The organism is Streptomyces sp. NPDC036813, assembly GCF_055609245.1.
This window is the reverse complement of sequence record NZ_JBVJPV010000006.1, coordinates 164595-187454: the sequence shown is the minus strand read 5'-3', so window position 1 is coordinate 187454 and position 22860 is coordinate 164595. Positions and strand designations below refer to the sequence as shown.

The following is a 22860-nucleotide window of genomic DNA, read 5'->3' as shown; positions in this document are numbered from 1 at the left end:
TCCGGGATCAGCCGCTCCCGCAAGGTGTGAGCGAGCCGTCCGACGGGCGGCCAACGACTACCCGTGCGCAACGTGTTGACAGCCCGGGGCGGCTTCCTATCATCATTCGTTGTCCGCAACTACGACCAATGTTCGATATATCGAGCAGCTATGTGTCAGGTGCATGACCGCTCGCACGTCCTCGGCGGTTGACCCCGCCCCCCACTCACCCCAGGAGACCGTGCATGCCGTTCAGCCCGACCCGCTCACTGCGGGCCGCCTCACTCGCTCTGCCGGCGCTCGCGCTGGCCCTGGCCACCGCCCTGCTCGGCGGCCCGGCCTCCGCCGATCCGCAAGCCGCGGCCGCGGGCACCCTCCCCTGCGACCTCTACGCCTCCGGGGGCACCCCCTGCGTGGCCGCGCACAGTACGACCCGCGCCCTGTACTCCTCCTACAGCGGCCGCCTCTATCAGGTCAAACGCGCCTCGGACGGCGCCACCCGGGACATCGGCGCGCTCGGCGCGGGGGGCTACGCCGACGCCGGCGCGCAGGACTCCTTCTGCGCGGGAACGAGCTGCCTCATCACCGTCATCTACGACCAGTCCGGCCGCGGCAACCACCTCACCCAGGCACCGCCCGGAGGGTTCTCCGGCCCCGCCGCCGGCGGATACGACAACCTCGCCGAAGCATCCGCCGCACCGGTCACCGTCGGCGGCCACAAGGCGTACGGCGTCTTCATCGCCCCCGGCACCGGCTACCGCAACAACCACACCAGCGGCATCGCCACCGGGGACCAGCCGGAAGGCATGTACGCGATCCTCGACGGCAGCCACCACAACGGCGGTTGCTGCTTCGACTACGGCAACGCCGAGACCAACAGCCGGGACAACGGCAACGGCACGATGGAGGCCATCTACTTCGGCAACATCAAGGTCTGGGGCTACGGAACGGGCAACGGGCCCTGGGTCATGGCCGACCTGGAGAACGGCCTGTTCTCGGGCGTCAACCCGGGCTACAACGCGAACGATCCGAGCGTCAGCCACCGGTTCCTGACCGCGATCGTCAAGGGCGGACCCAACCAGTGGGCGATCCGGGCCGGCAACGCCCAGTCAGGGGGCCTGTCCACCTACTACAGCGGACCGCGCCCCAACGCCGCGGGCTACAACCCGATGAAGAAGGAAGGCGCCATCATCCTCGGCATCGGCGGCGACAACAGCAACGGCTCCGCCGGCACCTTCTACGAAGGCGTGATGACGTCCGGCTACCCGTCGGACGCGACCGAGAACGCGGTCCAGGCCAACATCAACGCGGTCGGTTACACGGCGCCCGCCCCGGTCGGCGGCCTCACGCCGGGCGCCAGGGTCTCGCTGCGCGCCACCACGTCCTGCTGCACCGGTGAGTACCTCCGGCACAACACGGCCGACAGCAACGCGGCCATCTCGGCGGTCTCCTCGGCCAGTTCCTCCGCCGACAAGGGCGCCGCCACCTGGACCGTACGCGCGGGCCTGGGCGACGCCTCCTGCGTCTCCTTCGAGTCCGCCGACAAGCCGGGCCAGTATCTGCGCCACTACGACTTCCGGCTGCGCGTCGACACCATCGACAACAGCGCGGTGTCCCGTCAGGACGCCACCTTCTGCCCGCAGGCCGGTCACACCGGGCAGGGCATCTCGCTCCGGTCCGCCAACTATCCCGGCGACTTCGTGCGCCACTACGACCACGCCGTCTACATCGCCGGTGACGGAGGATCTCACGCCTGGGACGCGGCCGCACTCTGGGCCGACGACACCAGCTGGGCCGTGACCGCCCCCTGGGCCTGACGCGTACCCGGGGCGGGTGGGGGCACTCGGCGGAGGACCCTCACCCGCCCCGCACGCCGCGAAGGGCCCCGACGGAGGAGGTTCCCGTGTGCCGCCTGTTCGGCCTCAGCAGCGCTCCGCGCCGTACGCACGCCACCTTCTGGCTCCTGGACGCCCCCGACAGCCTCAGCCGGCAGAGTCACCGCGACCCCGACGGCACCGGTCTCGGTCACTTCGCCGCGGACGGCACCCCGCACGTCGACAAGGCGCCCATCGCGGCCTACCGTGACCACGCCTTCGCACGGGAGGCCCGGCAGGAGGAGTCGGCGACCTTCATCGCCCATGTGCGCTTCGCCTCCACCGGCAGCCTGGACGTCCGCAACACCCACCCCTTCGAGCAGGAGGGGCGGCTCTTCGCGCACAACGGGGTCATCGAGGGCCTCGACGCGCTCGACGACCACCTGGGGGAGGACCGCTCGCTCGTCCGGGGCGACACCGACTCCGAGCGCTTCTTCGCCCTGATCACCCGGGAGACCCGGCGGCACGACGGCGATGTCACCACCGGCATCCGGCAGGCCGCCCGCTGGATCGCCGCACACCTGCCCGTCTTCGCCATGAACCTGATCCTCATCACCCCGCAGGAGCTGTGGGCGCTGCGCTACCCGGACACCCACGACCTGTACGTCCTCCAGCGCCCGGCGGGCGGCGAGCACGGCAGCAGGCACCTCGACCACAGCGGCAGCGGCGGCCGCATGCGCGTCCACTCCGAGCCCCTCGCCGACCACCCCGCCGTCGTCGTCGCCAGCGAGCGCATGGACGACAACCCGCACTGGCGCCCGATGGAATCCGGCGAACTGCTCCACGTCGGCCCCGACCTGCACACCTCCCACCGGGTCGTCCTGCCGGACCCGCCGGCACACCAGCTCACCCTCGACGACCTGCATCCGGACGCCGCAGCCTCGCAGAAGGCCGCCTGACCGAGTCCGGACCGCGGCGACACCGCGCTCCGCACGCATCGTTCGGTCACGGCGACAAGAGAGCGACCGTCGCCCCGGTCGGTACGCGGCTCAGTCGGCCCGAGGGCGCGGGGTGCGGACCTGCTGGGCGACGTCGCGGAGTTTGACGTTGTGGTGCTGCGACAGGCGGCGCAGCACGCCGAAGGCCTCCTCCTCGCTGAGGTGGTGGCGTTCCATGAGGATGCCCATGGCCTCGCCGATGGCGTGCCGGGTCTCCACCGCCTGCTCCAGCTGGTCGATGGTGCGGGTGCTCGACAGGACGACGGCCGCGTGGGAGGCCAGCAGCCAGCCGGCGGTCTCGAACTCCTCGGTGAAGGCGCCGGGGCGGCGGGAGTACAGGTTCAGCGCGCCGAAATCCTCGTCCTCGGTGTACAGCAGGACGCCGGTCATGCTGCCGACGCCGAGCTCCCGGGCCGCCTCGGAGTACCGCGGCCAGGACGGCGACGGCGTGGTCATGTCCGCGATGCGGAACACCCGCTCCCCGCTGCCCCTGCGGCGGGCGAGATCGAAGCAGGGCCCCTCACCCAGCTCGGCCTGCAACCGGTCGGACTCCTCGACCATGTCGCCGCACGCTGCCAGCGTGATCGCCTTGCCCTTGCGCACCGCCAGGATGCCGGCCGCGTCACAGCCCTCCACGAGCCGTACCGCCGATTCCGTGATCCGGTCCAGTGTCCCCTGCACCGAGTCCTGGGCCAGCAGATCCCTGGCCAGCTGGGCCATCTGCTCGGCGTACTCCCGCCAGTCCATCCACACACCCGCCTCGCTCGCCCCTACGCCCACCCTAGTCCCGTCCTGCCGCCCGCACCGCCGCCTCCGGCCAGGGCCCGAGAGGGAGATCACGCCGGGGGGAGGCGGTCTTGGCCGTGCACGCGTCACACGGTACGGTCTGTCCGATATCGACGACGGCGAGACGGAAGCCGGTGGGAAACCGGCACGGTCGCGCCACTGTGTGCGAAGCCCTCAGGAGAGGCGTTCGCGAGTCAGACCCGTGGCCGTCGTCCAGTGCACCACCGAGATGGGACGCGAACTCCCAGAGGAGGCCCTGCCATGGCGCAGCACGTCGCCCAGCCGTCTGCCACCACCCCCGCCGTTCCCGCCACGCTGCCGCTGAAGGCGATCGCCCCCTGGGCCGTCTTCTTCGGTGTCCTGATGCTGGTCCTGCTGTACTTCGTCGGCGCCGAGCAGGGCGCCACCTCCGTGTTCAACGGCACGGACGTCCACGAGTGGGTGCACGACGCCCGCCACCTGCTCGGCTTCCCCTGCCACTGACGTCAGGGACGCCGCACCCATGAACTCCGCAACGGTGAGAAACCTTCTCGTCCGGGGCATGCTCGCCGGCCTGGCCGCCGGCGTGCTCGCCCTCGTCGTCGCCTACCTCCTCGGGGAGCCCAGCGTCGGCAAGGCGATCGCCTTCGAGGACGCCCACTCCCACGAGCACGAGATGGAGGTCGTCTCCCGCTCCCTGCAGTCCACCGCCGGTCTCGCCACCGGTGTCCTGGTCTACGGGGTCGCCTTCGGCGGTATCGCCGCGCTCGCGTACGCCTTCGCGCTCGGCCGGGTCGGCCGCTTCGGTCCCCGGGCGACCGCGCTGCTGCTGTCCGGCTGTGCGCTCCTGACCGTCTACGTCGTGCCGTTCCTGAAGTACCCGGCCAACCCGCCGTCGGTCGGCGACCCGGACACCATCGGCAAGCGGACCACCCTCTACTTCCTGATGATGCTGCTCAGCGTCCTCCTCGCGGTCGCCGCCACCATGGTGGGCAAGCGGCTCGCGGGCGGCCTGGGCACCTGGTGGGCGACCGTGGTCGCGGTGACCGCGTTCGCCGCGGTGATCGGCCTCGCCTACCAGTTCCTCCCCGTCGTCGACGAGGTGCCGAAGGACTTCCCGGCCGCGCTGCTGTGGCGGTTCCGGCTGTCCGCGCTGGGCATCCAGACCGCGATGTGGGCCGGATTCGGCCTGCTCTTCGGCGAGTTGGCCGAGCGCCTGCTCCAGCCCGAGCCGGCGAAGACGGGCACCGGACGAGCGGTTCCGGCCGCGCGCTGATCCGTTCCGGACGGCACAGGGCCCCGCGCAACCACGCGGGGCCCTGTCCGTGGTGACCGGCGCGGACTCAGCCCGGGGGCGGGCCGTCCGTCGCGGTCAGGTGCCGCCCGAGCCGCAGATTCCAGCGTCCGGAGCGTCCGCTCAGCTCGGTGGCGGTCAGCGGCGGTACGTCGAGCCGCCAGAAGGCCGCCGGGCCCAGTGCCAGGGCGTGCACCACCGCGGCCCGTACCACCTCCGGCTCGACCACGACGAGGGTACGGCCGTCGAAGTCCCGCACGGTGTCCAGCCAGCGGCCGACCCGCGCGCACAGGTCGTGCACGGACTCACCCCCGTGCGGGGCGCTGTCCGGATCGGCGAGCCAGCGGGTCACCGCCTCCGGCTCGGCCGCCGCGACCTCCTCCAGCGTGAGACCGCGCCACCGGCCCACGTCCCAGGCCGCCAGCTCCGGCGCGGGCACGCCGTCGAGGCCGAGCGCCTGCGCCGTCTGCCGGCAGCGCACGCCCGGTGACGTCAGCACACGGGCGGCAGCAGGAAGGGACCCGGCTGCCTTCCGGGCCCGGGCCGCCCCCACGGCGTCGATCGCGTCACCGTCGTCGAAGCGGGCCTGCCGCAGCGCCGGGCTCGACGCGGGCGAGACGAAGAGGACACGGCTGGTCACCTGGCTGCTCCGGCGGTGGCTGTCACGGGCCTCGAAGATATCGTCCGCGAGGGCGGGACTACGGCGTGGCCTCGTCCAGGAGCTGCGGGCCGTTGTTGCGGGTGTTGTTCACGGCGGGGGAGACGGGGCGGGCGTCGAGGTGGCCGCCGGCGGGCTGGGTGAGCAGGGCGCGCAGTTCCCCGGCGTCGTCGTGCCGGGGGTCGAGCCAGGCGGCGTAGTGGTCCGGGGTGAGGGCGAGCGGCATGCGGGGGTGGACCCGGCCGGCCGCGTCGGTGGCCTCGGTGGTGATGATGGTGCAGGTCGTGAGCCAGGCGGCGGGGTCGTCGTCGTTGTCGACCTCGGGGTTGCGCCAGTACGCGTACAGGCCGGCGAGCGCCATGATCCCCCCGTCGGCGGGGTGGATGAAGTACGGCTGCTTGCGCTTCTTGCCGGTGGTGGCGTCCCTGACCTCGGTCCACTCGTAGAAACCGTCGGCCGGGAGCAGACAGCGGTGCCGGGCGAAGGCGCGGCGGTAGGCGGGCTTCTCGTGCACCGTCTCCACGCGTGCGTTGATCATCCGGGAGCCGACGGACGGATCCTTGGCCCAGGACGGCACCAGTCCCCAGCGCAGCGGCCGCAGCTCCCTGCGCGGGGGTGCGCCGGAGCTCTCCGTGCGCGGAGCGCGTTCCAGGACGCCGTAGACGTCGTCGGTCGGGGCGACGTTCCAGCTGGGCGCCAGGGTCTCGTCGGGGCGCCACTCGGCGACGTCGAAGAGGTGGCTCAGGTCCTGCGGACTGCGGGTGGAGACATAGCGGCCGCACATGGGGCCACTGTGCCACGACGTCCTGCCCCTGCGAGAGACCTGGGGAGTCGCCCTGCGCATGTCGCCGGTGCAGCCCCCCGGGGCGTGCCGGACCACGCGGGGGGTCACCGCGTCGGCGGCTCGGTGGCGTCCCGGGACTGTTCGGCCCCTTCCCCAGGGCCGCGTTCCTCTCCGCGTTCGTGCCCGGCGTCGCGGCTGCGCGGAACGGCGCCGTCGCGGCTGCCCGCGATGACGACGACCTCGTCCCCGGTGGCCCAGCGGCGGCGATCGGTCTTGGGCGGGTTGATGCGCAGCCCGTATGCGGGACCTCGGTCGGCCCGGGCGTGGCTGCGGTAGCCGATGGCGCACTCGCCACGCTCGCGTGCCGCGGCGACGACGGTGGCGAAGGACGCCTCGCAGTCCGGCAGGACGTAGTCGGCGGCCGGCCGCAGGTGGATCTGCGTACCGCCGGCCGAGAAGAGCTCGTCGAACACGGCCGCCAGATGACGGTTCTGCGAGATCTGCGCCATCAGCAGCCCGATGAGCTTGCCGCTGATGATCACGTCCGCTCCCGGTCCGAGCGGCGCCAGGGGACGGTTGCCGTCGTCGGCCAGTTCGGTCACCACCGGCAACTCCCGCCCGATCTCCTGCTCGAGATGGCGCAGCACGAGCAGCGTCACCAGGGTGCGGTTGTCCGGTTCCTCCGGCGGTTCGCCGGGCAGCGGGTCGTGTCCGAGCACGACGACGCTGTCGTAGCCGGCGATGTCCAGGCCGCGCAGGGTCTGCGGACAGGTGGCGTCACCCCTGCGGTACACCCGCGCGCCCGCCGGGCCACCGGTGTCGTCCGCGGCGCGCATCGTGGCCTCGTCCTCGTCCGCCACCACGTCGGCGACGGAACCGGGCGGCGCGTTGCGGCCCCACTCCCGCAGCACGAGCGGTGCCCGGCGGTTCCAGCCGAGCAGCAGCACGCGCTCGGGCCGTGGGGGCGACGGCCGGGGACTCGCCACCGCCTGCGCTTCCACCGCGTCGGCGCAGTCGGCCAGTTGGGCGGTGTCGTCGTCGGCGGCGATGACGATGAGCCGGTCGTCCGGCCGGATCACCGTCCGCGGGGGCGGGTTCAGCCAGGGCCTCCCGTCACGGACCAGCCCCACGGCGCTCGCGTTGGCGTAGGAGAGCAGCGCGTGACCGAAGTCCCGGCCGGCCAGCGACGGATGAGCGGTCAGGTAGAACTCGTCGCCGGCGAAGTCGAGGAGCTCGCGATGGACGAGGGACAGCCCCGGGCGGCGCGCCGCCTGGGCGATGAGCCGGGCGGTGAGGGTCTCGCTCTCCACCACCACGCCCCGCTCTCCCGCCGCCAGGCGCGCCGCCAGCAGATAGCGGCTGTCCCGGACCGCGGCCACGACGGGCGCGCCGCCCTCGTCCCCGGACGCCGTCGCCCGCACGGCCAACAGGGTCTTGACCACCTCCGCGTCGCTGCGTCCGTCGTCGGGCGGCAGCACGAGCACCGCGTCGGCCGTGCCCGGACTGGTCAGCGCCAGCACAGCCGGATCGGTCGTCGGGCCGCTCCGGCAGATCAGCCGCGTCCGGCCGGTGGGCCCCACCTTGGCGTGCAGGGCCTCCTCCATGGCCGTCTTGTCCCGGACGGCCAGCACGGCGACGGCCGAACCGCGCTGGTTGGCGTTCGCCGCGACGAGCTCGCTCACCACCGTGAACACCTGCTCCGACCAGCCCAGCACCACCACGTGACCGCGCTCCACCAGCATGGAGCGCCCGCGGCGCAGGGCGATGAGCCGCTCGGTCAACCCGGTGGTGATGAGTCCGACGAGCGTGGAGACGTACAACAGGGCGACCAGCGCCAGCAGGACCGACAACAGCACCTGCAACGGCGTACCGGTGGCCCCGCCGAGCCGCAGCGTCTCCCCGGTCAGCCGCCACACCGCGGCCAGCCTGCCCGCAAGGGAGGCGGGGGCGTGGGGATTCGTCCACACCAGGACCGCGCTCGCGGGTACGACGGCGGCCAGGACGACCAGCACGAGCCAGCCGACCAGGGCGGGCGTCCCCCGCGCCAGGGTCGTGTCGAACCAGTACCGCGCTCGGGCACCCACCCGAGGACGCCGATGTTCCACCCTGCCCCCTCCTTGCCGCGCCGCACCTTTTGGCCCGGAACCCACCGGGCTCGGCCGCCGCCCCCGGCTCCCGGCCGCGTCGCCCTCTGCGCGGCCCGCTCGTACCGGGCAGTGTCCTGACCGGGGACCCCCGCCAGGGGCATCTCCGCGCCGATTCATCCCTTCGCCGTAACCCGGGGCAGGGCCCCGCCCGGCGTGCCCCCGCACACCCCGCCCCCACCGGTTTGAAATGCGTCTTTCCCTCGTCCGTGGCAATGGGATCGCGAACCGTGGGCGCACCGGTCCGTCATGCCAGTAGAAGTACGCCATGACCGAAGATCACCAGGGCGCCGGCAACGGCGGCCTGACCAGGCGTACGCTCACGACCGCGGCCGGCACCGCCGCCGCGGCCACCCTCCTCGGCGCCGGCAGCGCGGCGGCCCTGCCCGGACGGGCACCCGCACCGGCCGCTCCCTCCGCGCCGCGCGGCGCGGACTTCGACCGCTGTCTCGCCGTCGCACGGGCCCTGCTCGTCGTCGACTCCGGCGACCGGCCCCTCGTACCCGGCTACCGGGACGTCCTCAAGAACGGCCTTCCTCGGGGGAGGGCCGGCGGGCCGAAGAGCGTGCTCGTCATCGGAGCGGGCCCGGCCGGCCTCGTGACGGCGTGGCTGCTGAAGCGGGCCGGACACCGGGTGAGAGTCCTGGAGGCCAACGGCAACCGGGTGGGCGGACGCGTCAAGACCTTCCGCAGCGGCGGCCACGAGAAGGCGGCGCAGCCGTTCGCCGACCCCCACCAGTACGCCGAGGCGGGCGCGATGCGCCTGCCCGGCAGCCACCCCCTGGTGATGGACCTCATCGGCCGGCTCGGCCTGAAGAAGCGGCCCTTCTACTACGTCGACGTGGACGCGGAGGGACGCCCCGCCTCCCACACCTGGATCCATGTCAACGGCGTCCGCATGCGGCGCGCCGACTACGCTCGCGCACCCCGGCGCGTCAACCGCTCGTTCGGCGTCCCGCGCGCCCACTGGGACACTCCGGCCGCGGTCATCCTGCGCTCGGTGCTCGACCCCGTGCGTGACGAGTTCAGCACGGTGGGCCCCGACGGCAAGCGCGTCGACAAGCCGCTGCCCGAGCGGGTGCAGGGCTGGGCCAGGGTGATCCAGCGCTTCGGCGACTGGTCGATGTTCCGCTTCCTGACCGAGCACGCGGGCCTGGACGAGCGGACGGTCGACCTCATCGGCACCGTCGAGAACCTCACGTCACGGCTGCCGCTGTCCTTCATCCACAACTTCATCGGCTCCTCCCTGATCAGCCCGGACACGGCGTTCTGGGAACTGGAGGGCGGCACGGCCGTACTGCCGGACGCCCTGCTGGCCCAGGTCCGCGAGGAGGTCAGGTTCGACCGCAGGGTCACCCGGATCGAGTACCACGACCCCGACCGCGCCGGCCGTGACACCCCGCACGTCCACGGCAAGGGGCCCCACGTGTGGGTGGACACCGTCTCCGAAGGGCGAGGCGGCCCGGTCGTGCGTGAGCAGTTCACCGCCGACGCCGCCGTGGTGACCGTGCCGTTCTCCGGCCTCAGGCATGTGCAGATCAGCCCGCTGATGTCGTACACCAAGCGCCGTGCGATCACCGAGCTCCACTACGACTGCGCGACCAAGGTGCTGCTGGAGTTCAGCCGCCGTTGGTGGGAGTTCGACGAGGCCGACTGGAAGCGGGAGCTGGACCGCATCGAACCCGGACTCCACGACGCCTACCGCACCGGACGGACGCCCGGCGACGGCAGACTGCTCGGCGCCCACCCGTCCGTGCCGCCCGGCCACATCACCCCCGGGCAGCGCGTCCACTACGCCGCCAACCGAGCCGTCACACGCGACCAGCCGGAAGCGGTCGACGTCATCGGCGGCGGCTCGGTGTCGGACAACGCCAACCGCTTCATGTACCACCCCTCCCACCCCGTCCCCGGCAGCGAGGGCGGGGTGGTGCTGGCCTCCTACAGCTGGGCGGACGACGCGCTGCGCTGGGACTCCCTCGACGACGATGCCCGCTATCCGCACGCCCTGTGCGGCCTGCAGGAGGTGTACGGCCAGCGGATCGAGGTGTTCTACACGGGCGCGGGCCGCACCCAGAGCTGGCTGCGCGACCCGTACGCCTACGGCGAGGCGTCCGTCCTCCTGCCGGGGCAGCACACGGAACTGCTCCCCTCCATTCCGGCACCGGAGGGGCCGCTGCACTTCGCGGGCGACCACACCTCGGTCAAACCGGCCTGGATCGAGGGGGCGTTGGAGTCGGCGGTGCGCGCGGCGCTGGAGGTCCACACGGCGTGAGTCGCGCGACGCGGCGGCCCCGCGGGCGTCACGGTGCGGGGGACGCGTCGGGGAGGGACATCCAGAGGCGCAGAGTCGTCACCCACCCGAAGAAAGGAGAGTACGGCCGCATCAGCAGCCAGAAGGTGAACGGGCTGCCGTCGCTCGGGTGAAGGGGGATCCCTTGTCGTCCACGTGGCTGTCGTCCGGGCACCGCCGGTAGGACAGGCCGCGGGGAGCACCGACACGGTCGGGCGCGGGCGTGCCGGCCAGCCCGTCTCCAGCACAGGACCGTGATGGTCGACCGCCGTCACATGGACGACGGTGGACGGAAACGCGCAGCACATCACCGACTCGGAACGCGTCGTCACCGACCAGCAACTCGTCGTCGTACAGGATCGGGCCGTCCTGGACGGGGCGGTCGTCGGTCGGCGGGCGGGGCGTCAGGCCTTGAGTGAGCGGCCCGCCACGCTGAGCGTGAGACGGCGCGGGGCGAGCTGCGCTCCCAGAGCCGAAAGCCGGTTGCCGAGTCCCGCGACGATGCTCGGCGGAGTGCTGCTCTGTTCCAGCGCCCTGCGCGTCGCCGTGACGACGTCGGACGGCGCGGAAACACGTCCGACCGCCGCGTCCCGGGTGCCCACGACGTCGAAGAACTCGGTGTCCACCGGCCCCGGGGACACGGCCAGCACGCGCAGCGAGGAGTGGCGTGTCTCGTAGGCGATGGCCTCGGTGAGGCTCAGGACGAACGCCTTGGTGGCGCCGTAGACGGCCATGGCCGGAGTCGGCTGGTAGGCGGCGGTGCTCGCGACCGTGACCAGCGCGCCGCGTCCGTCGGCCGCCAGCTGCGGAAGGAAGGCGCGGGTGAGGTCGGTGACCGCGCCGACGTTCAGCTGGATCATGCGGGAGATCTCGTCCGGGTCCTGGTCCTGGAAAGGCCCGTGGCTGCCGAAACCCGCGTTGTTGATCAGCGTCTGGATGGTGAGCCCCCGGTCGTCGAGCTCCTCTTTCAGCCGGAGACCGGGCCGGGGTCCGGTCAGATCCGCCGCGACGGGCGTGGCCGTGATGTTGAACGTGCTCTCCAGCTCGGCCGCGAGGGCCTCCAGCCGGTCGAGGCGGCGCGCCACCAGCACGACGTCCGCGCCGCGCGCGGCCCACTGGCGGGCGAACTCCGCGCCCAGGCCGGCGCTGGCGCCGGTGATCAGGGCGCGAGTGCCCTGATAAGCAAAGGGGGACATGGCAGCGCTCCGGTTGAGAGGTCCGGACGGGAACTGAACGGCCCGACCCGGCCAATGTAGGCACTGCCATCATTGTAGTCAACCGCCAACATCCAGACCCGGGGACCCCAGGCCGCGGACGGGTTCGGCCACTTCGGGACGCGGAAGACGGCCCTGGGCCACAATGCGCGCATGACAGATGATCACTCCCGGGCCGCGGCCCGCCCGCTGCTGCGCCGCCCCACGGAGGGCGAACTGATGGACGTCGCCGGTGTCGCGCACTTCTTCCGCCTGACCGGCGAGCACACGGGCGGACACTTCGCCTTCGAGGAGTTCAGCCTCGCGCCCGGAACCGTCGGCGCCAGGCCGCACGTGCACGACGGGCACGACGAGTACTTCTACGTGCTCGAGGGTGAGTTGACGCTCCACACCGGGGACGGGGAGGTCACGGCAGGCCCAGGGGACCTGCTGGCCGCGACCCGCGGCACTCCCCACGGCTTCCGCAACGCGGGCCCGGTCACCACCCGCGCCCTGTGTCTGTACACGCCCGCCGGCTATGAGAACTACTTCCGCGAGGTGCACGCCGCGGTCGCAGCCGGAGCCGAGGCGACCGACGAACTGCTGGCCGAATTCCGCAGCCGGTACCGGACCAGTTCGTACCCGCACCCCTGACCGGAAGCCGCCCGCAATCCCTGACCGGACAAAAGCCGCCCGCAGCCCTCCCATAACATGACCGGATCCGCGGGGGATGGAACTCATCGCCCTGACTCAGTGAACCCATGACGAACAAATTGGCCAAATAGATTGATATCCAAAGAGTTGCGGAAACTTCCGCGCACAGACGACAGCAGTCCGTTGACCGCAGGGCGTCAACGGCGGGTGATGCTGTGGGCCGCGGCGGGTCTGGCGGCTCTTGGACTCCTTGTCGCGCTGGAGATCGCCGCGCGCCACTACGGCCAGCCGGGGCCGATCACCGACCAGCTGAGCGGCATGATATTCGCGCCGAAACCGGGGCCGCTGTACGGCGGGCTGGCGCTGATGATGGTCGTGCTCACCTGGCGGCAGCGCTTCATCGCGGCCGGTGTCGCGATCGGCACAGACGTCGTCTTCGTGCTCGTGCGGTGGGCGGCCGGCGTCAAGATGACCGACGGGCACACCTTCGGCAACGGCGCGATGTGGGTGATGCTGGGCTGCGCGGTCATCGCCGTCACGCGCCGCACCGGCCCCGAACGCGTCCTCCTGCTGAAGGGCGTCGGGCTGGGGCTGCTCCTGGTGGCCGGCCGCAAGACGGGCGACACCTGGCTGCTGGTCACGGCGAAGGCTCATCCGTCGGTGCTCGACCCGTACGTGGCGACCGCCGATCACGCGCTGGGCAACCCGTCGTGGCTGGCCGGCCGGATCCTGGAGGCCACCGCTCCGATCGGCACCCATCTCCTCGCCGTCGTCTACGCGCAGCTGGCGGTGGCCGCGATCGTCGTCGCGCTGTACCAGCTGCGGAACGTGGCGGCCGAGCGCCGCTTCCCCCGCCATCATCTGGTGCGCACCTTCCTGGTGATCGGGCTCCTCGGCCCGGCCGTCTACATGATCTTCCCGGTGGTCGGCCCGGTCTTCGCCTACGGCCCGGGCGCATCCGGCACCGGCGGCGTGCAGTGGGCGGTGGCCAATCTGTGGCCCCACACACCACCGCAGATCACCGCCTTGCACCCGGTGCCCTACGACGACCTCACCCCCCGCAACTGCATGCCCAGCCTGCACACGGCGTGGGCCACCGCGATCTTCATCCACTCCCGTAAAGGCCCACGGCTCCTGCGCTGTGCGGGAGCGTTCTGGCTGATCGCCACGCTCTGCGCCACGCTGGGCTTCGGCTACCACTACGGTGTGGACCTCGTCGCCGGCGTGGTCTTCGCGCTCACCGTCGAGGCGGGACTGCGCGCTTTCGACCGCGGCTGGGACCGCCCGGGAATCGGGCTGGTCGCCCACGGCGCCACGGTCTTCACCGCGCTGTTGCTGTCGTACCGCTTCCTGCCACAGGAACTGGCCGGGCACCCGGGTCTGTTCGGGCCGCTTCTCCTCCTGGCGATGACCTCGGTGATCTACGGCTACGTCCGCACGACCAGACTCTGGGAACCGACGGCCGTACCCATGCGGCAACCGGAGCCGCAACCCGAACCGGTGTGAGCCGGCCCCGGCCAGGGGAACTTCCCGGCTCGTCGGCGCGTTGCTGAGGACGACCTGATCATTTGCTGTGTGACACGACGGCGCCTCGCCGCCGGGGGGAAGTGAGCAAGCCATGGCCATGGTGGGCCTGTTCTGGATCACCGAGGGCGACGTGTACCTGGGCGCGAAGCCGTCCGGTCTGGCGCCAGGGGTGCGTCTGACCCCGGAGGGCGTGGTGGCCCTCGGCGACGGGCAGTCCGGTTTCTTCCTGTGGGAGGGCGTGCAGGCCCTGACCGTGGCGGGCGTGCCGGTGAAGACGTTGAAGCGGCAGATCGGCGCGGTCAGGGACTTCGCCGTGGACACGGTGGCGAACCTGGCCATGCCCATGGGCCCGGCCCTGACGGACGACACCCCGCCGATGATGACGCTGCGCGTGGGAACACCCGACGGCGACCACGAGCTGATGGCGTACACCGCCGCAGCCGTCGGCTACTCCCCGGCAGAGGCCGACCTCTCCCGCGCCCTGCTGTCCCGCCTCACCGAGGGCGCCGCGACGATGGCCACCACGCTGGCGGCGATGTCGCAGTGGGGCCGCGCGTGGGAAGGCGGCTCGCCCGGCCGTGCGGAGCGGGAGCGCCTGCTGCGCGAGTGGGTGGGCTGAGAGGGGCCGGGGCAGGCATGAAGATCGGTGAAGCCTCCAGAGTCAGCGGCGTGAGCGCGAGATCGTTGCGGCACTACGAGGACGAGGGCCTGATCGTCCCCGGCCGGTGCGGCAACGGGTTCCGCGACTACTGCAGGTCCACCATCGACCGGGTGCTCGTCATCCGCTCCCTGCTGGAGTCCGGGCTGCCCGTCCGGCTGATCAGGGACCTGTTGCCCCGCCTCACGGACGCACCCCGTGCCGGCACGGATGCGCAGTGCGCAGAGTTCCTGGGCGAAGTGCAGCGCTATCGCGACCGGCTCGCCGCACGCATCGCCGTTCTCAGCGAACAGCAGGCGGCACTCGACGCCTACCTGCGGGAGGCCCGCAACACCGGCCCCTGACCGCGGGCGGCACCAGGGCCTGTTTTCCGCAACAGGCCCCAACGCCACGCCTGCCGGAGGCCCGCCGCACCGGTCCCCGACCACCGCTTGACCTTGACACAAGTGTGAGACTCCTACCGTCACGGCATGGAGATCAACGAGCAGCGGCACGCCGCCGAGCAGCCGGTACGCGCACTGGTCCAGCGGTCCCACCGGGGGCCGGGGGACGCGGCCCTCACGACCGATCGGCCGCGCCCCACGCCGGGACCCGGCGAGTACCTGATCCGTGTCGGCGCCGCCGGGGTCAATTTCGCCGACGTCATGCAGGCCCACGGAAAGTACGCGGGTGGTCCGCAGCCGCCGTACGTGGCGGGCTTCGAAGCCGCCGGCGAGATCGTGGGGGTCGGTCCCGGCGTCGCACGTCCACTGCCGGCCGGCACACATGTCGTCGGAGCCGGCCCCGGCGCCTTCGCGCAGTACATGACGATGCCGGCCGCGGGTGTCCTTTCGGTGCCCGCCGGCTGGAGCGACGCCGAAGCTCTCGGCCTGGTGCTCAACTGGGCCACCGCACTGGCGGCACTGAAGCCGCTGGGCGGGATCGAGCCAGGTGACGCGGTACTCGTCCACGCCGCCGCCGGAGGCGTGGGTCAGGCTGCTGTCCGTCTCGCCCGCCACTACGGCGCTCGCGTGATCGCCACGGCGTCACCGTCCAAGCACGACACGGTCAAGGCGCTCGGCGCCGACGAGGTCCTGGACGGCGCGCGCCCCGATCTGGCCGCGGAGATCACCCGCCTGACCGGCGGGGTCGACCTGGTCCTGGAATCGGTGGGGCGGGCCACCTTCGAGACCAGTCTGGCGGTCACCAAACCCTTCAGCGGACGCGTCGTCGTGTTCGGTGCCGCCTCCGGCGACGCCACCGTGACCACGCACGACCTGGTCTTCACACACCAGGTCCAGATCAAGGGCCTGCACATCGGTGCGCTGGCGGCCGCGGCACCGTCCCTCTACCGGTCCTTGCTCGCCGAGATCGAGACGCTCATCGCCGAGGGTGTGTACCCGCCGGGCTCCCCTCAGGTGCATCCCCTGGCGGAGGGACCGGCGGTGCTCCGGCAACTCGAAGCCGGCCGGACCAGCGGCAAGCACGCCCTCGACCCGTGGAGCTAGGCAGACCTCTGCCGCACGGCGCCGCCACGGCCATGAGCGGAACTCGGTCCACCCCTTTCAGGACGGTCGGTAATTGGCGAGAAGTCATCGCCCCCGCCCCTGTTTCCCGCGTCTCCGGCTGCCTAAGCTCGGCCGGGTTGTCGCGGCATCACCGAGTGTCTCTTGACGATCCAGGAGGACCACCGTGAACCAGGCCACCACCCACGAAGGCCAGTCCCGCACCGAAGCCCTCGCCTCCGCCGAGGAGGAGCTCGACCTCGTCATCGGCGAGCTGGAGCAGGAGATCCCGGCCCGCTCCGGAGCGACGCCCGGCACCTGTATCCGCGTCTACTGCATCTGACGCCGGCCGCGGCCGGGAGACCGGCCGCCACGGCACGGCAACCGGGTGCCGTTCCGCTGCCGGCGGGACGGCACCACGCAGGAAGGACGCCATGACCGAGGTCCTGTGGGAGTCCGTCGCGCCGACCGGTCGGGGAGGTGCCCCGGTGCACGGCTCCGCCGTCCGCAAGGTGATCGAGGCCGTGCGGGCGGGCACCGCCGGCCCTTTGTTCCCACCGGTGCTGCGGCCGGTCGAGGACGGCTTGCTCGCGCACGCTCGCTTCCCGACCGGTGAGACGGACGCCGAACTGCTGGCGGCGGCACTCGCCGAACCCCGCTTCGCCCCGCTCGGCACGCTGCTGGACACCCTCGACGCCTGGTGCCGCCGTACCACCGCCCGCACCGCGCGGCTGCTCGCCCCGGGCGTCCTCGACGTCACCGACGGCGCGCTGTTCGGGCCGCTGGTGAGCGAGGCGTTCACCGCCTGCGCCGCGGGTGTCGCCTACCCGGCCGAGGAGGAATGCGCCCGCTGGACGGGGTTTCTGGACCGGTTCCTGGAACGCCTCGCCCGGGACACCGGCATCTGCGGCGACACGTCCACCGGCACCTCCTTCTTCGACCGGCCTTTGCTGCGGCTACCGGTGACGGGCATCGAAGCCCAGGACGGCGAGACCCACAACGGCCGGCGCCGGGTGCTGCGGGTGCGCCTGAGCGGCGGCGGCAGCATCGCCTACAAGCCACGCCCGGCAGGCGGCGAGGTCCTGTTCCTCACCCCGGACACGTCCGTGTTCGCCCTTCTCAACAGCCTGCCGCCCGCCTCCGGTCCCGTCCGTCTGCCCGTGCTGCGCTGCACGCCGGGCACCGGCCCCGACGGACGGCAGTACACCTGGCAGGAGTGGATCGAGCCGCCCGCGCAGTGGGGCGTGATCCGCTCGGCGCCCGACCGGCGGCTGTACGGCACCCGACTCGGGCCCCGTCAGGCGGAACGGTTCTGGCACCGGGCGGGCTCCCTCGCCGCCGCCGCGTTCCGCTTCGGCATCGCCGACCTCGGCGAGGGCAACCTGCTGGCCGGGACCCGGCCGGAGGACAAGGAGCCCCTGTTCCACCCGGTCGACCTGGAGATCTTCCTCACCCCGCTGCCGCGCCTGTACGACACGGGGCTCGTCGCCGACGCCGCCGCCGGGGACCACCATCACCCGGGACTGGAGGACAGAGCCCGCTGGTGCACGGTCGACGGACCGGTGGCCTGCTTCACCGAGACCGCCGACGGAGGCCTACGGCTCGTACGGCGACGCCGGCCCTGTACCCGCGGCGGCTCCCGCACCGTCGTGTCCGACACGCGGGGGCGCACCGGATACGGGCCGTACCTGCCCTCCTTCCTGCGCGGCATGTTCGACGCGTGGACGCTGATGTCGCGCCACCACGGCCGCATCCGCGCCTTCCTGGGTCAGGCCCCGGCGGACACGTATGTGCGCGTGCTGCTCAAGCCGACGGCGGCGTACACCGAGGCCCTCGCCGACCGGCTCACCGCAACCGCTCCCGGATCCGCCACCGGGTTCGGGGCGGCCGAGACCGCCCAACTCGACGCCGGGGACGTCCCCTACTTCTTCCGCTCCGCGCACGGCGGCCCCCTGCTCCGCGCCGTGGAAACGACGCACCTTCCCGTCCCCGGCGACCCGCACCCCGGCTGGCCCCCGTCCGCCGCCGTCGCCGACGACCGTGGCCGCGACCTGGCCGGGCTGGGCGTGGCACTGCGCGACGCGGTCGCCTACGCCCACGACACCGTCGGGCCCGGCACGCTCCACGGCGACGGCGTCCGCGTCCGCATCACCGACCGCCACACCGGCGAGGCCTGCTTCACCTGGGCGGCAGCGGGACGGCGCATCGTCTACAGCTGGGCCGGCGACACGGTACGGATCCGCGCGGAGCCGTTCGTGCGTCCCGCCCCGGTACCGGAGGTGCGACGCCGCCTGCTGCGCACCGACCGGATGGACGCGGCACTGCGTGAACGCTGGGTCGCCTCCGGTTTCGCGGACGAGGAGACCGAGAAACGGCTGCGCTCCCTGACCGAGGCCGGCATGCGCTGGCTGGCGGACGTCGTGGCGACGCACGGCTGGCCGGGACATGCCCTCGCCGGCCCGGCGGCCGCGGCCGCCGCCTGCCGGCTCGTCCAGCACGCCGAGGGCCCGTCCGGCTTCCGGTACGAGTGTCTGGACCTCATCGAACAGGCCGCCCACGACGGCGACCTGCCGTGGCGTCAGGTCGCCTACGTCACCGACGCGCTCCGCGTCCACGACGGCAGACCGCAGGTGTACGGGACCAAGTTCCGCATGCGTGAAGGGGAGTTGGAGCCGTGTCCCATCGAACAGCCCGACCGGGTGGACGAACTGCGCCGCAGCCTGGGGATGGAACCGCTCGCCCGCTACGCCGCCCGCCTGCGCCGCCGCTACCAGCCCCCGACCGGCTGACCGACGCCCGGTACGACCTCGCCGTCCGGCACTGGCAGCAGGCGCCCGCCGTGCTGCCCGCGCCGGGCGGCCTTGAGGCCGTCGACGCCGACCGCGCGTACGCGGTCATGGTCCAGGCGGCGCGCCCCTTCCGGGCCGGCACCCGGTTCCGGGCCCTGCCCGACGTGCGGTTCCTCGTCGAGGGCGGACGGATCCGGACCCCGGGTGACCTGCTGCCCGGCCCCGAGGACGGCACGGCCGAGCAGTACGCCGAGCGACTCGACGCCCGCCTGCGCGGCAACGGCCGGCTGCTCGCCGTCGAGCAGCCGCTCCTGCTCGACCACGCTCTGTGGACCCAGGTGCGCGACCTGGTCGTGCCCCTGTGGGAGCGGATCGGGCACCCCGTGCTGCCGGTCGTCACCGAACTCGCCCTCGGCGAGGGCATCACCGACGGCGACGGCCTGCGCCGGGAGCCGGTGCACGCGGGCCTCGTCTGGGTGCTGCGCGGCAGCGTCACCGCTGTCCCGGCCCGCGAGCAGGACGGACCGACGACGACCGCCCGGGCCGGGGAACTGCTGCACTGGCCGGCGGGACGACCGCACGCCCTGCGCTACGGCGCGCGGACCCTGGCGCTGCGGCTGCTGGTGCCCGCCGACGCCCGTCTGCTGACCGAGGCCGTCAAGGACGTCGTCGCCGGAATGCTGCACGAGCGGCGCGGCCACGACCGGGTGCCCTACCTGTCGTACCCGCCCCCCGAGGACGAGGCACGGGCACCCGAGGTGCCCGAACTGGGGGAGACGGGAGCCGGCTTGCGCGAGGTGACCGACGAGGACCGGCTCGCTTTCGTCCTGCGCGTCCTGTGGGCGCGCCGGGTCAGCGCCGCCGCCCTGGAACCCGCCCCCGCGCCACGGCCCCCGGTCCGCCTCGCTCCCGGCGACCGGCTGCGGGCTGCCTCGCCCGTCGTGAGCATGCCCCTCGACGAGGGCCACGGCTGCATCTGGGCCGTCGACGGCCACGCCTTCTCCCTGCGCGGCGCGCTGGGCGAACGGGTCCTGGACCTGCTGCGGGAGCACGGGACCCGCACGGTGGCGGAGCTGTGCGCGGCGGCCGGGCCCGGCCGCGAGCAACAGGTCGTCGCCCTGCTGGAGAAACTGCACGCCCTGCGGGGCGTGGACACGGTCGGGAGGACGGACACGGCATGAGCGAGGAACCGATCGTAGCGGTCGAGGCGGAGTTCTCCTGGGACACCCTCGTCGAGCGGTACTGGGACCGGCGCCCGGTGCTGTTCCGTTCCGTGGCACCGGCGCCCTTCGAGACGTCGGAGGTGTTCCGCGCCGCCGTGGCCGGCAGCCGTCCCGCGCGAGTGGACGACCGTATGCCGCCCAATGTGCAGTTCACCGTCGAACACGTCCAACGCGACGCCCCCGACGGTGTGTTGCCCGCCGGTGAGGACAGCTCCTTCGACGCCTACGACGCGCGGCTCGCGGCCCGTCTGGAAGGCCGCCGGCACGCCCTGGTGGTCAACGGATTCCACGCCTTCGACCCCGCGCTCTGGTCCCGCGAACGTGCCTTCTTCGACCCCCTGTGGCAGGCCGTCGGCCTGCCGTTGACCGGCGCGATCACCACGCTGTTCCACGGCACGTACGAGCACAGCCCCGTCGGTGTGCACAAGGACCGCTTCGCCACCTTCATGTTCGGCCTGCGCGGCCGCAAGCGGATGCGGTTCTGGCCGCGCAGGCCGTGGGACGAGGCCGTGTCCACGAAGACCGACTACGCCCGCCACACCGCCGCGTCGGTGTACGCCGACGTGGGCCCCGGCGAGCTGCTGTACTGGCCGGCCGACTACTACCACGTCGGCGAGAGCGCCGGCGCCGCCCCCGCGACCAGCGTGAACGTCGGTGTCCCCCGGGACGAGCACCATGCGGGCTACGAAGTCGAGGATCTGCTCGCCGACCTCGACCCGGCCCGGCTCGCGGGTCACGGCGGCCTGGACACGCTGCTGGCCACACCGGACGCCGCCCTGACCGCTCCCGGCGCCGGCCGCGGCGGCCTCCTCGCGCCCGCGCTCCCCGAGGCGTTCACCACCGCCGTGCGCGCACTGCACGAGTTCGCCGGCCCCGTGGCGATGGGCCGCCGCGTCACCGTCCTCTCCCTGCGCCGCTGGACCGCGGGCGGCTTCGAACCCGTACCGCCCGCCGCCACTCCCCGAGCCCTCACGGACACGGACCGGCTGCGCGGCGACCGGCACGCGCGCATCAGGTGGGCCCCGGACGCACCCGCCGGCACCGTCTGCGCGGCGAACGGCCACGAGACCCGCACCCCGCTCGACCACCACGAGCTGTGCCGACTGACCGGCGCGCTGTCCGGACTCGGCCCCGTGCCGGTCGGCGACCTGCTGACCGCCGTGGGCCCGGGCACGCGACGCGAAGACGCCCGCACGCTGCTGGAGGTGCTGGAGAGCTTCCGCGCCGTGCACCGGGAACCGTGATCGGCGGGCGAAGCCATGCGCCGTGTCACCCCGTCGCGGACGGGCCGTAATTCGCTTGACCCCGGTCACGGGACGACGCTGCACTGTGGCGGGACACCACGGGCCGTGGTGCCTGGAACCCGGGGGAGGCGGCGGCAGCTGTGGAGATTCGTTCTACCACCGATCAGGACCTCGACGTCTTCGTCGACACGCTCCATGCCGCGTTCGCGCGCTTCCCGGAAACACCGTCGCAGGGCCGTGGCGTCTGGTGGTCGGCGCTCGAAATGGACCGCAACCTGCTCGCCGTGACGGCGGACGGGCGACCCGTCGGCACCGCCGGTGCGTACTCCTTCGAGCTCACCCTGCCCGGTCGGGCCATCGCCCCCGCCGCCGGGGTGACGGCCGTCGGGGTCGTGCCCTCGCACCGACGCCGGGGCGTGCTCAGCGCGATGATGCGGCATCAGCTCACCGAGTTGCGGGCCCGCGGGGAGTTCGTGTCCGTGCTGCTGGCCTCCGAGGCGCCCATCTACGGCAGGTTCGGGTACGGACCGGCGACCTACACACGGCGGCTGACGGTGCCCCGTCACCGGGCCGCTCTCGCCGCGCCCCGGGTGCGGGGGACGGCCGACGGTCCGGACGCCGCCCCGGTCGAGGTGCTCCGGCGTGCCGAGTGCGGTGAGATCCTGGAAGAGGTCTACGACCGGTACCGCCGCAGCCAGCCCGGCGCGCTGTCCCGGCCGCACCACTGGTGGGAGTCGGGCGCGGGTCAGCCCCCGGTGTCTGCGGCGCAGCGCTACGTCGCCGTCCACCGCGACGCCGACGGCGTACCGGACGGCTACGCCAGCTACGCGCTCGGCGAGCCCGACACCCTGACCGTCGACGAGACCGTCGCCACCGACGACGCCGTCTTCACGGCCCTGGCCCGGTTCCTGCTCGGACACGACCTGGTCACCGAGGTCGTGTTCAAGCACTTCCCGCCCGGTCACCCGCTGCGTTGGCAGCTCGCGGACTTCCGCGCCGGAGAGGTGGGCGGCGACACCGACTGGCTCTGGGTGCGGCTGCTGGACGTCCCTCGCGCGCTGACCGCGCGCGGCTGGCTCACGGACGGTGAGCTCGTCCTCGACGTCGAGGACCCGTTCCTCGGCGAGCACGGCCGCCATCTGCTGAGGGTCCGGGACGGCAAGGCCGACTGCGTCCCGACGGACCGGGAGCCCGACCTTTCCCTGGACGTGAGCGACTTGGGCTCCCTCTACCTGGGCGGCACCACCCCGAGCACGCTCGTACGCGCCGGTCACATCCGGGCTCACCACCCGGAAGCGGCCACCCGTGCCGACACCCTTTTCCGCGCCGAGCGCCCTCCGCACTGCCTGCACTGGTTCTGAG

At 72.8% G+C, this 22860-nt stretch carries 20 protein-coding genes and 1 riboswitch; of the genes, 15 read left to right on the top strand and 5 right to left on the bottom strand.

The genetic code is table 11. The features are described from left to right. The first annotated feature begins 224 nt into the window (after positions 1–224). Both ACZ67Q_RS15275 and ACZ67Q_RS15270 read left to right on the top strand, forming a co-directional pair. Positions 225–1796 (top strand): alpha-L-arabinofuranosidase B, encoded by a 1572-nt coding sequence (locus tag ACZ67Q_RS15275; protein ID WP_471181502.1) that lies wholly within the window; start codon positions 225–227, stop codon positions 1794–1796. A gap of 86 nt (positions 1797–1882) precedes the next feature. Beyond that, entirely contained in the window at positions 1883–2752 is an 870-nt protein-coding gene (locus ACZ67Q_RS15270) for a class II glutamine amidotransferase (RefSeq protein ID WP_471181499.1), read from the top strand. Between the two features lie 90 nt (positions 2753–2842). Here ACZ67Q_RS15270 and ACZ67Q_RS15265 read toward each other — a convergent pair whose 3' ends face one another. Then, on the bottom strand, positions 2843–3538 hold the full coding sequence (locus ACZ67Q_RS15265; RefSeq protein ID WP_471181496.1) for a GAF and ANTAR domain-containing protein: 696 nt from the start codon (positions 3536–3538) through the stop codon (positions 2843–2845). Positions 3539–3659: 121 nt separating this feature from the next. Beyond that, a riboswitch (cobalamin riboswitch) is annotated at positions 3660–3802 on the top strand. Between the two features lie 36 nt (positions 3803–3838). Between ACZ67Q_RS15265 and ACZ67Q_RS15260 the strand changes: the two genes are divergently transcribed. Together ACZ67Q_RS15260 and ACZ67Q_RS15255 are read left to right on the top strand one after the other, a co-directional pair. After that, a complete protein-coding gene (locus tag ACZ67Q_RS15260) occupies positions 3839–4060 on the top strand; it encodes a CbtB domain-containing protein (RefSeq protein ID WP_471181493.1) in 222 nt (73 codons plus the stop codon). Positions 4061–4079: 19 nt separating this feature from the next. After that, positions 4080–4832: a CbtA family protein gene (locus tag ACZ67Q_RS15255; RefSeq protein ID WP_471181490.1), complete on the top strand. Its 753-nt coding sequence runs from the start codon at positions 4080–4082 to the stop codon at positions 4830–4832. A 67-nt stretch (positions 4833–4899) separates the two neighbouring features. Here ACZ67Q_RS15255 and ACZ67Q_RS15250 read toward each other — a convergent pair whose 3' ends face one another. The 3 genes from ACZ67Q_RS15250 to ACZ67Q_RS15240 form a co-directional block, all read right to left on the bottom strand. Beyond that, a complete protein-coding gene (locus ACZ67Q_RS15250; protein WP_471181487.1) occupies positions 4900–5490 on the bottom strand; it encodes a histidine phosphatase family protein in 591 nt (196 codons plus the stop codon). A gap of 58 nt (positions 5491–5548) precedes the next feature. Next, positions 5549–6292 (bottom strand): SOS response-associated peptidase, encoded by a 744-nt coding sequence (locus ACZ67Q_RS15245; RefSeq protein ID WP_471181484.1) that lies wholly within the window; start codon positions 6290–6292, stop codon positions 5549–5551. Between the two features lie 104 nt (positions 6293–6396). Beyond that, positions 6397–8397, bottom strand: a complete 2001-nt coding sequence (locus ACZ67Q_RS15240) for a CASTOR/POLLUX-related putative ion channel (RefSeq protein WP_471181481.1) — start codon at positions 8395–8397, stop codon at positions 6397–6399. Between the two features lie 307 nt (positions 8398–8704). Here ACZ67Q_RS15240 and ACZ67Q_RS15235 point away from each other — a divergent pair, with 307 nt between their 5' ends. Continuing rightward, on the top strand, positions 8705–10708 hold the full coding sequence (locus ACZ67Q_RS15235) for a flavin monoamine oxidase family protein (RefSeq protein WP_471181478.1): 2004 nt from the start codon (positions 8705–8707) through the stop codon (positions 10706–10708). Between the two features lie 422 nt (positions 10709–11130). Here ACZ67Q_RS15235 and ACZ67Q_RS15230 read toward each other — a convergent pair whose 3' ends face one another. Continuing rightward, complete coding sequence (locus tag ACZ67Q_RS15230; protein WP_471181476.1) at positions 11131–11922, bottom strand: SDR family NAD(P)-dependent oxidoreductase; 792 nt, start codon at positions 11920–11922, stop codon at positions 11131–11133. Between the two features lie 171 nt (positions 11923–12093). Here ACZ67Q_RS15230 and ACZ67Q_RS15225 point away from each other — a divergent pair, with 171 nt between their 5' ends. From ACZ67Q_RS15225 to ACZ67Q_RS15180, 10 genes are all read left to right on the top strand, one after another. After that, complete coding sequence (locus ACZ67Q_RS15225; protein WP_471181474.1) at positions 12094–12573, top strand: cupin domain-containing protein; 480 nt, start codon at positions 12094–12096, stop codon at positions 12571–12573. A gap of 210 nt (positions 12574–12783) precedes the next feature. Further along, a complete protein-coding gene (locus ACZ67Q_RS15220) occupies positions 12784–14079 on the top strand; it encodes a phosphatase PAP2 family protein (protein ID WP_471181941.1) in 1296 nt (431 codons plus the stop codon). A gap of 112 nt (positions 14080–14191) precedes the next feature. Further along, positions 14192–14719: a hypothetical protein gene (locus tag ACZ67Q_RS15215; RefSeq protein ID WP_471181472.1), complete on the top strand. Its 528-nt coding sequence runs from the start codon at positions 14192–14194 to the stop codon at positions 14717–14719. 17 nt (positions 14720–14736) lie between these two features. Further along, positions 14737–15102 carry a MerR family transcriptional regulator gene (locus ACZ67Q_RS15210; RefSeq protein ID WP_471181470.1) on the top strand — a complete coding sequence of 122 codons (366 nt, stop codon included), beginning with the start codon at positions 14737–14739 and terminating at the stop codon, positions 15100–15102. A gap of 126 nt (positions 15103–15228) precedes the next feature. Beyond that, positions 15229–16245 carry an NADPH:quinone oxidoreductase family protein gene (locus tag ACZ67Q_RS15205; RefSeq protein WP_471181468.1) on the top strand — a complete coding sequence of 339 codons (1017 nt, stop codon included), beginning with the start codon at positions 15229–15231 and terminating at the stop codon, positions 16243–16245. A 184-nt stretch (positions 16246–16429) separates the two neighbouring features. Continuing rightward, complete coding sequence (locus ACZ67Q_RS15200; RefSeq protein WP_361624005.1) at positions 16430–16585, top strand: hypothetical protein; 156 nt, start codon at positions 16430–16432, stop codon at positions 16583–16585. A 91-nt stretch (positions 16586–16676) separates the two neighbouring features. Continuing rightward, complete coding sequence (locus ACZ67Q_RS15195; RefSeq protein ID WP_471181466.1) at positions 16677–19031, top strand: DUF4135 domain-containing protein; 2355 nt, start codon at positions 16677–16679, stop codon at positions 19029–19031. 50 nt (positions 19032–19081) lie between these two features. Next, a complete protein-coding gene (locus ACZ67Q_RS15190; protein WP_471181464.1) occupies positions 19082–20212 on the top strand; it encodes a hypothetical protein in 1131 nt (376 codons plus the stop codon). Next, complete coding sequence (locus ACZ67Q_RS15185; protein WP_471181461.1) at positions 20209–21498, top strand: JmjC domain-containing protein; 1290 nt, start codon at positions 20209–20211, stop codon at positions 21496–21498. Before ACZ67Q_RS15190 ends, ACZ67Q_RS15185 begins: the two co-directional genes overlap by 4 nt. A gap of 140 nt (positions 21499–21638) precedes the next feature. Continuing rightward, complete coding sequence (locus ACZ67Q_RS15180; RefSeq protein WP_471181459.1) at positions 21639–22859, top strand: GNAT family N-acetyltransferase; 1221 nt, start codon at positions 21639–21641, stop codon at positions 22857–22859. Position 22860 lies beyond the last annotated feature (1 nt).